Annotated in this window: 10 protein-coding genes; 6 read left to right on the plus strand and 4 right to left on the minus strand. The window is 70.0% G+C overall.

Annotated features, from left to right (window positions below; genetic code table 11):
• Positions 1-3: 3 nt before the first annotated feature.
• Both E8A74_RS09545 and E8A74_RS09550 read left to right on the plus strand, forming a co-directional pair.
• Positions 4-777 (plus strand): phosphocholine cytidylyltransferase family protein, encoded by a 774-nt coding sequence (locus tag E8A74_RS09545; protein WP_136928639.1) that lies wholly within the window; start codon positions 4-6, stop codon positions 775-777.
• Between the two features lie 67 nt (positions 778-844).
• The gene (locus tag E8A74_RS09550; RefSeq protein WP_170228997.1) at positions 845-1,573 is read left to right on the plus strand and encodes an aquaporin; all 729 of its coding nucleotides are present in this window, start codon (positions 845-847) and stop codon (positions 1,571-1,573) included.
• 9 nt (positions 1,574-1,582) lie between these two features.
• On the opposite strand, the gene E8A74_RS09555 is transcribed toward E8A74_RS09550, so the two are convergent.
• Together E8A74_RS09555 and fusA are read right to left on the minus strand one after the other, a co-directional pair.
• The gene (locus E8A74_RS09555; protein ID WP_136928641.1) at positions 1,583-2,551 is read right to left on the minus strand and encodes a potassium channel family protein; all 969 of its coding nucleotides are present in this window, start codon (positions 2,549-2,551) and stop codon (positions 1,583-1,585) included.
• Between the two features lie 68 nt (positions 2,552-2,619).
• Positions 2,620-4,731, minus strand: coding sequence for an elongation factor G (gene fusA, locus E8A74_RS09560; RefSeq protein WP_136928642.1), 2,112 nt, complete (start codon positions 4,729-4,731; stop codon positions 2,620-2,622).
• 211 nt (positions 4,732-4,942) lie between these two features.
• On the opposite strand from fusA, the gene E8A74_RS09565 reads away from it, so the two are divergent.
• Positions 4,943-5,266 carry a transcriptional regulator gene (locus E8A74_RS09565; RefSeq protein WP_136928643.1) on the plus strand — a complete coding sequence of 108 codons (324 nt, stop codon included), beginning with the start codon at positions 4,943-4,945 and terminating at the stop codon, positions 5,264-5,266.
• 14 nt (positions 5,267-5,280) lie between these two features.
• On the opposite strand, the gene E8A74_RS09570 is transcribed toward E8A74_RS09565, so the two are convergent.
• Complete coding sequence (locus E8A74_RS09570; protein ID WP_136928644.1) at positions 5,281-6,912, minus strand: helix-hairpin-helix domain-containing protein; 1,632 nt, start codon at positions 6,910-6,912, stop codon at positions 5,281-5,283.
• 89 nt (positions 6,913-7,001) lie between these two features.
• Here E8A74_RS09570 and E8A74_RS09575 point away from each other — a divergent pair, with 89 nt between their 5' ends.
• From E8A74_RS09575 to E8A74_RS09590, 3 genes are all read left to right on the plus strand, one after another.
• On the plus strand, positions 7,002-8,198 hold the full coding sequence (locus E8A74_RS09575; protein ID WP_232379466.1) for a glycoside hydrolase family 113: 1,197 nt from the start codon (positions 7,002-7,004) through the stop codon (positions 8,196-8,198).
• Between the two features lie 132 nt (positions 8,199-8,330).
• Positions 8,331-9,041: a hypothetical protein gene (locus E8A74_RS09580; RefSeq protein WP_136928645.1), complete on the plus strand. Its 711-nt coding sequence runs from the start codon at positions 8,331-8,333 to the stop codon at positions 9,039-9,041.
• A gap of 126 nt (positions 9,042-9,167) precedes the next feature.
• Positions 9,168-11,453: a lamin tail domain-containing protein gene (locus tag E8A74_RS09590; protein WP_170228998.1), complete on the plus strand. Its 2,286-nt coding sequence runs from the start codon at positions 9,168-9,170 to the stop codon at positions 11,451-11,453.
• Positions 11,454-11,510: 57 nt separating this feature from the next.
• On the opposite strand, the gene E8A74_RS09595 is transcribed toward E8A74_RS09590, so the two are convergent.
• A complete protein-coding gene (locus E8A74_RS09595; protein ID WP_136928647.1) occupies positions 11,511-13,799 on the minus strand; it encodes a lytic transglycosylase domain-containing protein in 2,289 nt (762 codons plus the stop codon).
• Positions 13,800-13,858: the final 59 nt, after the last annotated feature.

The raw sequence follows: 13,858 nt of genomic DNA on the forward strand, positions 1-13,858 counted from the left end.
TCCGTGAAGGCCATCATCATCGGCGCAGGCCGCGGCAGCCGGCTCCGCCACCTGACCGAAGAGATCCCGAAGACCCTGGTCCCCGTCCTCGGACGCCCGATGCTCGACGGCATCCTCGAGGCGCTCGCCGCCGGCGGCTTCTCCCGCAAGGACATCATCTTCATCTGCGGCTACAAGGCCGAGGTCATCAAGGCGCGGTACCCCGACCTGACCTACGTCGAGAACACGCGCTGGGAGCACAACAACATCCTCGCCTCGCTGCTCTGCGCCCGCGAGCACCTCGCCGAGGGCTTCGTGTCCACGTACGCGGACATCGTCTACCGCCCCGAGATCGTCGCCGACCTCGTGCGCGCACCCTGGGACATCACGCTCGCCTGCGACACGGACTGGCGCAGGCGCTACCACGGCCGCTCGCAGCACCCGGAGACCGACGCGGAAAAGATGCGCGCGGACGACCGGCGTGTCGTGGAGCTGTCCCGGCGGATCGTGTCCGAGCAGGCGGCGGGCGAGTTCATCGGCGTGATGAAGCTCTCGGCCGGCGGCGCGCGGCGGTTCGTGCACGCCTACGACGAGGCGAAGGCCGCGCATCCGGAGGGCGTATTCCGCGAGGGACGCACGTTCGAGAAGGCGTACCTGATCGACCTCTTGCAGCACATGCTGGAGCGGGGCGAGGCGATGCACCGCGTGGACACGTTCGGCGGGTACATGGAGATCGACACCGTCGAGGATGCTTCGCTCGCCCAGTCGTGGTGGAGCGGAGGCCGGACGGACGCCTGAAATCGCGGCGCGCCTGAAACGCCTGGCCGGCCCTGGGGTACGCTTGGGGGACAAAGGAGGCGCGGGCATGCGGCGAGCTTGGGCCGAGGGCGTAGGGACGTTCATCGTGGTCTTCGCGGGGTGCGGGGCGGCGGCCGTGGGCGGGGCGGCGCTCGGGACGATCGGGATCGCGCTCGCGTTCGGGCTCGCGTTCGCCGCCGCCGCGCTCGCGCTCGGGCCGGTGAGCGGGGCGCACCTGAACCCGGCCGTCACCGTGGCCGCCGCGCTCGCCGGGCGGATGCGGCCGCGTGACGTGTTGCCCTACGTCGCAGCGCAGAGCGCGGGCGCGACCGCGGGCGTTGGGCTCGCCGTGACGATCGCGCGGGGCAGGCCGGGCGGGGCGCCGGGCGTGTTCGACGCGCTCTCCGGCGGGTTCGGGCGGCACTCGCCCGGGTTCTACGGCGCGAACGCCGCGCTCGCTGCGGAGATCGGCCTCTCGGCGATCCTCGCGTTCGTCCTGCTCGGTGGGGCAGAGCGCGCGCGCCCGGCCACGCAGCATGCGCTCTCGGCCGCGGCGGGCGGCATCGGCATCACGCTCGTGCACCTCGTGGGCATGCCCGTCACGGGGCTGCCGGCGCATCCGGCGCGCGCGCTCGGCGTGGCGCTCTGCGCGGGCGGCGTCGCGCTCGATCAGCTCTGGGTGTTCGTGCTCGGTCCGATCGTCGGCGGCGCGATCGCGGCGATGGCGCTTCGGATATTGTTCACGCCCGAACGATCGAGCGAAGGCGCACGCGCGACGGCCGAGCGAGCGCGCTGAGCGCCTCCCTCAGCCGAGCTGAAAACGAACGGCCGGCAGATCCACGGCGGCCGTGTCGACGACGAGCGTCTCGCCGCCGCGGACCACGTCACGCGGTCGTACGGGGGTGAAGCTTTCGTCGGGCTTCTTCCGGCGGCTCACGATGCGGCACGGCAAGCGGTCTTCGAGGTCCATCACCGTCGCCTCGGCCAGCGACGCGCCGACCGTGACTTCGGCCGTCACGCGCACGACATCGTCGATCCGGTAGGCGGCGTGCACCCCCTCGTACGTCGCCTGGATGGCGATGAGCGGCGCGGAGAGCGCGCTCGTCGAGAACGACTGATCGAGCCCGAGCGCGCCGCCGACCTTCCCCGCGAGCCTCTGATCGAACATGCGCATCACCACGCGCACGCTCGGATTCATGCGCTTTGCATCGAGCGCGATCTCCAGGTTCGCGAGGTCGTCGCTCGTCGCGCACACGACGGCCTTCGCGCGCTTGGCGCCGACCTTCTCCAGCAGCTCGTCACGACGCGCATCACCGATGTGCACGGGCACGCCCTTCTCGCGCACCTGCTCGATGAAGCCCTTCGTGTCGTTTTGCTCGATCGCCACGACGTCCTCGCCGAGGATGCAGAGCTCCTCGATCACGCGGTAGCCCACGTGCCCGACGCCGCACACCACGACGTGCCCGCTCATCATGTCGGTCATGATCGAGGTCCACACCTCCCGGCGTGTCGCGAGGTCGAGGAGCGACGCGCCGATCTTGAAGACGCCCTGCGCGAGCAGGAAGAGGCCCGCGAGCGGGGTCAACCAGAAGACGGCGCGCGCGACGGGCGTGTGAGGAAAAGGCTCGGTCGGCTCGAAGACGAGCAGCGTCCAGAGCGACCAGACCGTCTCGGAGAAGTCGGGCAGAGGCTCGCCGCCGCGCCGGAGATCCCAGCGCAGGACGAGCGTCGCGACGATGAGGTACAGGGCGGCGTAGAGGAGAGGCGGCCCCATGCGCCGCAGGACGTAGCCTGCGGCGGCGATGCGGAGCCTGACCGATCGGAAACGACGGCGCTTCGAGATCAGTCTTCCTCTTCCGTGACCTTGAAGCCGCTGTCCTTGATGACCTTGTCCTGGACCATCGGCGGGCAGATCGCGAGGTGGTCGACGCTCATCGAGAACGTGCCCTTGCCCTGCGTCATGCTCTTTAGCTTCGACTCGTACTCGAGCACCTCGGAGAGCGGGACGTACGCGTTCACGATCGTCTGATCCTCGACCGTGTCCGTGCCGAGGATGCGGCCGCGACGGCTGTTGATGTCGCCGATCACGTCCCCCGTCGCCACGCTCGGCGCGACGACCTGCATCTTCACGACCGGCTCGAGCAGCACCGCGCCGGCCTGCGCCGCGGCGGCCTTGAAGGCCTTGCTGCCGGCCATCTGGAAGGCCGCGTCGGACGAGTCGACGTCGTGGTACTTGCCGTCGTAGAGACGCACCTTCAGGTCGACGAGCGGGAAGCCGGCGAGGAAGCCCTTCGCCATCGACTTCACGATGCCCTTCTCGACCGAGGGGATGAACTGGCGCGGGATCGCGCCGCCGACGACCGCGTCCTCGAAGACGAAACCCTCGCCGCGCGGCATGGGCTCCATGTCGATGTAACACACGCCAAACTGGCCGTGGCCGCCCGTCTGCTTCTTGTGTTTGCCCTCGACGCCCGCGACGCGCTTCGTGATCGTCTCTTTGTAGGCGATGTGCGGCGCGCCGAGGCGGCAGTCGATGCCCACGCGGCGACGGATGCGCTCGACCGTGATCTCGAGGTGCAACGAGCCGAGGCCCGACACCACGAGCTCGCGCGTCGTCTCCTCGATCGACACCGTGAGGCCCGGATCCTCCTCGGTGAGCTTGTAGAGCGCCGAGCTCACCTTGTCCTCGGCGCCTTTGCCCTCGAACTTCACGCCGCGCGAGAACAAGGCCGGCGGCAGCTCCGGCGCCGTGAACTGGAACGCGTGCTTCTCGTCGGAGAGCGTCTGGCCGCTCAGCGTGGACTTGAGCTTCGCGAGCGCGACGATGTCGCCGGCCTTCACCTCGTCGACGGCCTTCGCGTCTTTGCCGACGATGTTGAAGAGCTTGCCGACACGCTCGGCGTTGCCCGTCGACGCGTTGAGCAGCGAGCTGTCGGCCTTGAGCGTGCCCGAGAGGACACGCGCGAACGACGTGCGCCCCGCGTGTGGATCGATCGAGGTCTTGAAGACGAACACCGCTGTCGGCGCGTCGATCGAGCTCGGCCGCTCGGCCGCAGCCGGCGTCGAACCTACCTTGCCGCCGGGGACCGTACCCTTCCACGTCGGATGCGACGTGGGCGGCGGGACGAGCTCCACGATGCCGTCGAGCAGCGCCGCGACGCCGCTCGGGCGCGTGCCCGAGGCGAAGTACACGGGGACGATCTTGCCCTCGCGCACGGCGTCGCGCAGGCCCTGATCGAGCTCCTCCTGCGTGAGATCACCTTCGGTCAGGTACTTCTCGGTGAGCTCGTCGTTCGTCCCGGCGACGTCGTCGACGAGCCTCCCGCGGCCCGTCTCGAGCACGCTCGCGAGGTCGGCGGGCACCGCGCCCGCCGCGATCACGTTCGGCGCCTCAGGCTTGCCGATCCACGCCTTCTTCGTGCGCAGCGTGATGATGCCCTGGTAGTCGAGGCCCTCGCCGACGTGGTGCTCCATCACGGCGAGCGGCGCCTTGAGGCGCGCCTTGATCTCGGCGACGACGTCGTCGGGCTGCGCGTTCTCCGCGTCGACCTTCGTGACGACCACGAGGATCGGCAGGCCTTGCGCGCGCGCCCAGCCGAAGACGCGCTCGGTGATCGGCTGCACGCCGTCCTTGCCGCTCACGACGAGGACCGCGGCGTCCACCGCGCCGAGCGCGAGGCGCGTCTCGGCGAGGAAGCTCCCCTCGCCGGGCGTGTCCACGACGTTCACCTTCTTGCCGTTCCAATGCAGGTAGGCGACGCTCGCTTCGAGCGAGGCGGCGTGGTCTTTCTCCTCGGCCGAGTCGTCGAGAACGCTCGACTTGTCGTCCACTTTGCCGAGCTTGGGCGTCGCCTTCGCCACGAAGAGCATGGCCTCGGCGAGCGACGTCTTGCCGGCTCCTTTGTGTCCGATCAGAGCAACGTTGCGAATGTCGCTGGGCGCGGTCGTCGTCATGGTCGGTTCCTGTCCACGCCCTCGCGCTCCCCTTGTCGCAGGGCGGATCTCCCCTCTACGCCTGTTCGGTCGCCCTTGCCAGGGGGTTTGGGTTCGAAGCATTGCGGTTTGCGCGTCGAGCCCATGGGAGGACGGCAGCGCGTCAAGCCCCGCGCGGACCGCCCCAGACGGGAGCGGGCTCGGATAGCATCCGCCTCCCGCTCGGAGACACATGCAGGTCGCTCGTTTTGTCCTTCAGTTTGCGCTCGGAATCGCTCTGACCTACGCGCTGCTGCGCTGGGACAAGAGCGGCCTGTCCGAAGAGCAGAGGGAACGCGCCTGGAACGCGGCGACGTGGGGGGCGGCGCTCCTGTGGTTCGGGCCCCTCTGCATACCGGCCTGGGGCTGGGTGACGCGGCGCGGAAAAGGGCGCCTGCACGCGCACTTCGGCTTTGCGCTCGGCGCCATCGTGACCTTGCTGATCGGGCTCGTGGTCCAAAGCGTCGACGCACTGTTCGTCTGGGCCGCCGGCTTGCCGCCCGAGACGCCGATCTGATGCTCGACGCTTGATCAGCGGCGCGCGAGCAGCTTTCCGAAGGCCTCGGCGGAGAGCGTGTTCGCCACGTCCTTCGCCTCGCACCAGCCGCGCCGCGCTTGATCGAGGCCGAAGCGGACGTGCGCGGCCTGCTCCGCGTTCGACGCCCGGCTCGTGATCACGAGCTGCGCGCCCGTGTCCTTGACGGCCCGCGCGTAGCCGTCGGCGCCCGCGAGGAACGCGGGGCGCGCGTCGAGCCCGAGGAGCACGCCCTGCGCGCGGCAAACCTTCGCCACGGCCTCGACGTCGAACTGCTTCGGTTTGCCGCCGTTGAAGGGACGCGCGAGCACGTGGATACGCCCCGACTTCGCCGCGGCGATGAGCGCCTGCGTGAGCGATTTCTCGTCGAGGTCGGCCGCGTGGATCTCCCCGACCACGACGTCGACGTCCTCGCTCGCCCCGACCAAACCCTCCGCGCCGATGGACACCACCGCGCCGGCGAAGAGCGTCACCTTCCCCGCGTGCTTCTGCGCGTGCTCGACGTCGTGTCGCGACGCGCCGAGCACCACGAGCCACGCTGCGCCCGTCGCCTCGCACGCCGACGCGATCGCCGCGATGCCGTCCGCGTCGAGCTTCCCCCCCACGAAATCGCCACGCAGCTCCGCGCGCTCGACGAGCTTCGGCAGCTTCCCTTCCCGCGCCGCGTCGATCTCGCCGCGATCCTCGCGCAGCTCGGGCGGCACCCAGGCGAGCCCCACCGAGGCGAACACGTCCTCCTCGCGCTCGCCCGAGACGCGTTTGTCCTCCTGGAACACGCCCCACTCGCTGATCTTGAGCTTCCGGCGCACGCCGAGCGTGCGGATCGCGATGTTGTGCGCCTTCGACCCCGTGAAGTAGTGCATCGCCGCGCCGAACGACTCCACGGGCACCACGCGCAGATCGACCTGCAAGCCGCTCTTCAAGAGCACGCTCGTCTTCGTGTCACCGTCCGCGAGCACCTTGTCCGTCGCCGGATCCGAGATGAGCTTCTTCCCGATCGCGACGCTCGTCTCCGCCGCGACGAGGATGTCCACGTCGCCCACGTTGTCCCTTCGCCTGCGGTAGCTCCCGGCGACCTCGATCTGCGCGACGCCCTCCGTCTCGCGCAGCCGCGCCACGATGGGCTCGACCTGCGCCTCGGCCTCGGCGAGCGAGATCCGTTTCCCGCGCGCCGCGCGCGCCGCGATGCCTTCGAGGATCTGCCCTTCGAGCTTCGGCCCCACGCCCTTCAGCGCGCGCAGCCGCCCTTCCCGCGCGGCCTTCTCCAGCTCCTCGATCGTGTCGATCCCGAGCCCCTCGTGGATCGCCTTCGCCCGCTTCGGCCCGAGCCCCGGCAGCTCCAGCAGGTGGATCAGGCTCTCCGGCGTCCGCGACTTCAGCTCGTGCAGGAGCGCGAGCTCACCCGACTCCGCGAGCTCGCGGATCTTGCCGGCCAGGTCCTTGCCGATGCCCGGCAGCTCCTCCAGCGAGCCCGGCCCCTTCTCGGGCAACGTGCTCACGGGCGAGGCCAGCGCGGAGACCGTGCGCGCGGCGCCCCGGTACGCGCGGACGCGGAACACGCTCGCGCCTTCGATCTCCAGGAGATCAGCGACCTGATCCAGCGTGCTCCCGATGGTTTCGTTGTCCATGTTCTTCCTCTTCGCTCGCCTGCTCGCGCCAGACCAGACTGCGAAAAGCAAATCACACGTCGGGTTTCTCGCGCTATATCCCGTCGCCCGTGAGGACCTCCTTCGCCGCAGCCAGCCTGTTCGTCCTGGCCGCTGCCGCTCCCGCCTCGGCGACCGTCGCCGCGCCCAACGCCGCGCCCCATGGCCCGACGGCCTGGGCCGACGCGTCGCGCGGCGGCATCCGCGGGCTCACCATCGGCCCCATCGAGAGCCTCCGCCACGCCGGCAAAGGCTACGGCAGCCCCGCGAGCGGACGCGCGATGGACGAGGCCAAGGCGCTCGGCTCCACGTGGGTCAGCCTCACCCCCTTCGGCCGCGTGTGGGACCTCGCGCCGAACGGGATCGACCTCACCTTCGAGGCGCCGTTCGCCGAGAACCGCGCGAATGTCCTTCACGCGATGGCGCAGGCGCACGCGCGTGGCCTCAAGGTCTTCCTCGTGCCGCACCTGTGGGTCGAGACCGGCGGATGGCGCGCGCTCATCGATCCGGGCGACGACGCGGCCTGGGAGCGCTGGGCCGCGGCGTACAAGCGCTTCCTGCTCACCTGGGCCGAGGTCGCGGCCGAAGGCGGCGCCGAGATGCTCAGCGTCGGCGTCGAGCTCCGCAGCTTCGTCACGACGGGCCGCGCCGCCCTGTTTTACCCGATCATCCAGGAGGTCCGCCGGGTCTACCCGGGCCTCTTGACCTACTCGGCGAACTGGGACGACGCCGAGGACACGCTCATCTTCGGCGAGCTCGACCTCGTCGGGATCAACGCGTTCTACCCGCTCGCCGACAAGGACGGCGCCGGGCGCGAGGCGCTCCTCGCGGGCGGGCGCAAGGTGGCCGAGGGGATCGAGCGGCTCGCGGCGATGTGGGGGCGGCCGGTCGTGCTCACGGAGATCGGGTACACGACCCGCAAGGATCCGGCGATCCGGCCCTGGGAGTGGCCCGACGGCATGAAGGACGTGACGATCGACGAGGAGGCCCAGGCCCTCGCGTACGAGGCGCTCCTCGCGCCGCTGCTCGACAGCCGCTCGTGCGCGGGCTTCTTCGTGTGGCGGTACTACGCCGACCCGGACGATGTCTCCCAGGAGGCCGCGTGGGGCTTCTCCCCGCGCGGCAAGCTCGCCGAGCTCGTCCTCCGCGACGCCTTCACCGCGCGCTGGGCCGCCGATGGCCCCGCGATCCTGGGTGACAACCTGGGTAGGCACCGCGCCCGCACCCCGGGACTTTTCGGCTGGGAGCTCTCCCCGCCCCTCTTTTGACCCGAAACCTTTGGACGTCCGGCGGTTGGACGTCCCACGAACGCCTGCGCCGGCCCTGGCACGGTTCTTCCTAGGCCCCTCTGCCACTCGGCCAGCCCCCTGGGCCTGGCCCATGCTGGCACAGGAGTCGACATGATCCGACGAACCTTTTCTTCCTTCTTTTCGATCTTCACGCTCGCGGCGCTCTCGGCGACGGCCGCGGGCTGCATCTTCATCGGCGCCGGCGGCGGCGCCTGCGAGGTGGACGGCAAGCAATTCTCCGTCGGCGAAGAATTCCCCGCGCCCGGCGGCTGCAACACCTGCACCTGCCAGGCCGATGGGTCGACCATCTGCACGCGATTGGCGTGCGTCGGGACCTGCACCGTGAACGGCAACGTCTTCACGGAGGGCGATAACTTCCCCGCGGACGACGGCTGCAATACGTGCACCTGCATGGCCGACGGCGCGGTCGCTTGCACCGAGAAGGCTTGCCCCGAGCCTGCATGTATCGTCGACGGCATCGGCTACAAGCCCGGCGACACGTTCCCTTCGAGCGACGGGTGCAATACGTGCACGTGCGGCGAAGACGGCATGGTCGGCTGCACTGAAAAGGCCTGCCCACCTTGTGCGTACGGCGGACAAACCTACCAGGCCGGCGACGCCTTCCCCTCGACGGACGGCTGCAATACGTGCACCTGCGTGGCCGACGGCGCGGTCGCGTGCACCGAGAAAGCCTGCCTCGTCTGCACCTACAATGAACAGACCTACCAACCCGGAGAATCGTGGCAGGCGAGTGACGGTTGCAACACGTGCACGTGTAGCCCCGAGGGACTCGTGGGTTGCACGAAGATCAACTGCCCGTGATCGTCCCGACGATCCCCCTCCGCGTTTCCCCCGAACAACCCTCCTGTCCCGAAAAGCCCCTTTCATCCGGTCCGCACGCCTGGTAGTGCCCATCCCAGGCGTGGGACCTCGATGAGGAGTTTTTCCATGAAGCTTCGATCTCTTTCGGTGGCGGGGGTCCTCGCGGCGCTCGCCGTGGGCGTCGCCGGTTGTAGCGACGAACCGACGCAGAACACCACCACGAGCTCGTCGAGCAGCGGCAGCGGCGGCCAGGGCGGCCAGGGCGGCCAGGGCGGCGTCGGCGGCATGGGCGGCGACGGCGGCGTCGGCGGCGGCGGCATGGGCGGCACCGGCGGCATGGGCGGCGGCGGCATGGGCGGCACCGGCGGCGTCGGCGGCATGGGCGGCGGCGGCATGGGCGGATCCGGCGGTATGGGCGGCTCCGGCGGCGGCAATCCTCCGACCGAGGCCTGCAACAACAGGATGGATGACGACGGCGACGGCGACGTCGACTGCTCCGACGCCGACTGCGCGGCGGCGTGTGCCGAGGCTTGCACGGGCGGCGCGGACGAGGACAACGACGGCGACATCGACTGCGCCGACGCCGACTGCGCGATGGCGCCCGTGTGCGGCAAGCTCGTCATCAACGAGGTCGATTACGACCAGGCCAGCGCCGACACGGCCGAGTTCATCGAAATCTACAATGCCGGCGGCGACGTGATGCTCGACGGCGTCGAGGTCATCCTCGTCAATGGCACGGGCCCCGGCGGCGCGGACGTCGTCTACGGCACCCCGAGCAAGCTCTCCGGGTTGCTCGCGGCCGGCGGGTATGTCGTCGTCGCGTCCACGGGCGTGACGAACATCGATCCGGCTGCGATCGTCGTGTCGCTCCCGAACCCGATGGACAACATCCAGAACGGCGCGCCGGACGGGATCGCGCTCTTCGATACGAAGTCGAAGACGCTGCTCGACGGGCTCTCGTACGAGAACGGCACGCCCGACGGCCAGATCACGGCCGTGATGCTCGGCGGCCAGACGTTCTCGCTGGTCTCGGGCACCGCGACGACCGCGTCCGACAACCAGGCCGCGGCCTCGCCGATCCGCTCGATGATCCGTTATCCGAACGGGCAGGACACGAGCGACGACAGCGTCGACTGGCGCGCGACCACGCAGATCACGCCGGGCGCGGCGAACGTGGCGACGCCCGAGGTCTGCGATACCGCGATGCTCGACGAGGACGCCGACAACCTCATCGACTGCGCCGACCCCGATTGCGCGATGGCGCCGCAGTGTGTCGAGAACTGCGGCAACATGAAGGACGACGACGGCGACATGATGGTCGATTGCGCCGATCCCGACTGCGCCGCCGATCCCGCGTGTTTGCCGCAGGAGAACTGCAGCAACGGCACCGACGACGACGCAGACATGGCGATCGACTGCGCCGACACGGATTGCGCGGGCAAGTCGTGCGGGACGAACGGCCTCGTCTGCGAGGCCGCGTCGATGACGTGCGCCTGCCCGAGCGGCATGACGATGGAAATGGCCTGCGCTGACCTCGTCGACGACGATTGCGACGGCCTCGTCGACTGCGCCGACACGGATTGCGCGGGCAACATGGCGTGTGTCGCCCACAAGGTCACGTCGGTCGATTACCCGGTCCTCGCGCACGGCGGTAAGCTCGTCGTCACGGGCAATGGCTTCACGGGCGCGACGGTGGTCAAGATCGGCGGCGTCGATCAGACGTTCACGGTCGACAACAACACGCAGATCACGATCACGAACGTGCCCGACACGACGCCGATCGCGCTGCAGGACCTCGTCGTCACCACGCCGAGCGGCGACACGGCGCCGTTCCAGGTGACGGTGATTCACCTGCTCATCAACGAGTTCGACACAGACCAGATGGGTACGGACACCGCGGAGTTCGTCGAGATCTCGACGGGCGTGCCGAACGTGAGCCTCGCGGGCTACACGCTCGTCCTCTTCAATGGCAGCAACGATCTCTCGTACGCGCCCGTGACAGCGCTCTCCGGCACGACGGATGCCAATGGCATGCTGCTCGTCGGCAGCCCGGGGATGACGCCCACGCCAACCATCGCCTTCAGCTCGACCAGCGTGCTCCAAAATGGCCAGGACGCGGTGGTGATTTACCAGGCCGCTCCGGCGTCGTTCCCCACGGGCACGGCGGTCACGGCGAACAACCTCATCGATGTGCTCGTCTACTCCACGGGGCAAACGGCCGACGCCGGCCTGCTCGACGTCCTCATCGGGCCCGCGGGCACGCCGGGCCGCACGCAGGTGAGCGAAGGCTCGGGCGGCGCGCAGGAGACGCAATCGATCCAGCGCTGCGGCGACGGCCGCAAGAATGGCGACAAGTTCAAGGTCGGGCAGCCCACGCCCGGCGCGGCGAACAACGTCATGGCTTGCCCGTGACGTGAACCCGAGGGGGGCTCGCCTCGATCGAGCCCCCTTCCCGCCTCCCCTACCCCCTCAATAAGCGTCCGGCGGCACCTCGACGTCGACCGGCACCTCCAGCGCGAGCGGCGCGACGGCCGCGTCGCCGCCTTCCATCCATTGATAGCGCGCCAGGTTCCCGAGCACGCGCGCCACGTAATTGCGCGTCTCGTCGTAGGGAATCCGCGCGACCCAGAGATCCGCCTCCGCGTCCACGCCCGGCCGCATCCATTGCCCCACGGCCTTCGGCCCTGCGTTGTAGGCGGCCACCGCGAGGACTGGGGTCTTCCGGAACGTCTTCAGCAACTTGCCGATGTAATACGAGCCGAGCCGGAGATTCACGTGTGGGCTCTTGAGCCGCGACGGCTCGAAGCTCATGCCGACCTCGGCCGCGGCCTTCTCCGCCGTCTTCGGCATGAGCTGCAAAAGGCCCACGGCGAACACGGGCGAGAGCGCCTCCTGATCAAATGCGCTCTCCTGCCGCATGAGCGAATGCACGAGCCCGCGGGGCACCTCGTGCTCCCCTTCGAGCTTCTGCACCTCGTCGAGGTACGGCCGCGGATAAAGGCACTCCCAGGCCCACCGATCGGCCTCGCCCGGCGCGCGCAGGAGCTGCGGCATTCCCACCTGCGCCACGCCCACCCGATACCGGCGCCGCGCATGCGCGAGCTTGCCATACATGCCGCAAAGCGCCTCGGCCTCGCGACCGGCGAACCGCGCGGCCGCCTCGCGCTCGAAGGGAAGAAGCCTCCCCTCGGCCTCGGCGTCGAGCCCGACCGAGACGAGCATCCGCGCCGGGTCCGGCAAATCGAGGTCGAGCGGATTCGCCGGGCGCGCGGCCGCGGGCTCGATCAACGGCGGCAAGGGCGCGCCCGCGGCGGCCAGGCGCGAGCGGGCGGCGAGCGCGGCGAAGGAGAGCGGGAACGTACGCGCGACCTCGGTCCAGATGCGCACGGCCTCGTCGCGGTCACCGGCGCGGAAGGCGGCGAGCCCTTCGAGCTCGCGGAGCTTTTGCGCCTCGTCGGGCTTCTTCGCGGCCTTCGCGAGCCTGCTGAGCGTCTTTTGCGCGAGCTTCGGCTGCGACGCCGAGAGCTGCGCGAGCGCCTGCTCGTATTCGGCGTCCTCGCGGTACGCGCCTTTCGGGAAGAGCGCGAGGTAACGCGTATACAGCGGCGCGGCCTCGTCATAACGACCGCGGAGCAGGAGCCAGCGCGCGGCCTGGTACAAGGAACGCTCGGCCCAGCTATTTTTCTTGAACCGCGAGGAGAGGTCGAGCCAGCGCTTGATTGCCTCGTCGGCCTGTCCGCCGCGGGCGAGCGCATTCGCGGATTGATACATCGCCTCGACCTTGCGCGGGCCGGGCAACGTGGAGAGCACACGGAACGCCTTTTCCGCCTCCGGATAATCGCGCGCCTTGAGCTTCGCTTCGGCCCGCGCGTGGAGCACGTCGAGGTGCGGCACCGTCTTCTTTTTTTCGAGCTCGTCGAGGATCGGAACCGCCGCTTCGGCCTGGCCCGCCCGGACGAGCGCGAGCGCGCGGGCGAGCTGATCCTTCGGCGCGAGCGATTGCTTTAGCCGATCGAGCGCGGCCGCGCCGGCCTCGCCCTCGGGCAAACCGGCGGCCTCCACGGCGAGCCAGCGCAGGTCGGCGATCGTGATGGGCAAGAGGCCCTGCGCCTCGGCGATCCGGGCGCGGGCGGCCCGGAGCTTCGCCTCGTCGCTCTTCCTGCGCGACCGCCCCGCCCCCGCGAGCGCGCGATCGAGGGTCGTCCGCGCCTGGGCGAGCTGCCCGTCCTTCTCCAGCGCGAGCGCGGCGCGATGCTGGTCGGAGAGCGACCTCGATTTGCCGAAAAACGCTGCGGCTTCGGCGAAGGGCCCCGCGACGGACGCGGCCTCGGCGCGCCGGCGCACGATGTCGTCCACGAGCAGCGGCAGCTCCTTTTCGAGCCCCGTGAAGAGCTCGACCGTGCGCGCCGCATCGCCCCGCTCGAGCGCGACGCGCCCCCGGACGTACCGCATCTCGGGCCGCTGCCGATCGGCCTCGGGCAACGCGTCGAGCTGCACCTCGGCCTCGTCCCAGCGCTCCAGGCGCACGGCGTCGGCCCAGCGCGCGGGCGAGGGCGCAGGCGCGGTCGTGCCGGCGGGGAGGGCCGTGGCCACGGGCGCCGCGGCGGAGGCGGACGGGGCGGCCGACGCGGACGCGGACGGCCCGCCCTCGGCGCTCGACGTGGTCTCCCCGGGCATCGGCATCGAACGAGCGCAAGCGCCGAGCCCAAGCGCCCCGAGCCCGAAGAGCCCCATCACGATCCGCCGCCTCTGCACCACCGTTTCTCCTCCAAGAGAGCTAGCAGGGGAACAAGGGGACCCGCAAGAAAGTCCCGTCT

It is taken from the genome of Polyangium fumosum (assembly GCF_005144585.1).
GTDB classification, from domain to species: Bacteria; Myxococcota_A; Polyangia; order Polyangiales; family Polyangiaceae; genus Polyangium; species Polyangium fumosum.

Coding starts and splice junctions, on each gene's coding strand:
- E8A74_RS09550 (WP_170228997.1), top strand. CDS start 845: ATGCGGCGAGCTTGGGCCGAGGGCGTAGGGACGTTCATCGTGGTCTTC.
- E8A74_RS09555 (WP_136928641.1), bottom strand. CDS start 2,551: ATGGGGCCGCCTCTCCTCTACGCCGCCCTGTACCTCATCGTCGCGACG.
- fusA (WP_136928642.1), bottom strand. CDS start 4,731: ATGACGACGACCGCGCCCAGCGACATTCGCAACGTTGCTCTGATCGGA.
- E8A74_RS09565 (WP_136928643.1), top strand. CDS start 4,943: ATGCAGGTCGCTCGTTTTGTCCTTCAGTTTGCGCTCGGAATCGCTCTG.
- E8A74_RS09570 (WP_136928644.1), bottom strand. CDS start 6,912: ATGGACAACGAAACCATCGGGAGCACGCTGGATCAGGTCGCTGATCTC.
- E8A74_RS09580 (WP_136928645.1), top strand. CDS start 8,331: ATGATCCGACGAACCTTTTCTTCCTTCTTTTCGATCTTCACGCTCGCG.
- E8A74_RS09590 (WP_170228998.1), top strand. CDS start 9,168: ATGAAGCTTCGATCTCTTTCGGTGGCGGGGGTCCTCGCGGCGCTCGCC.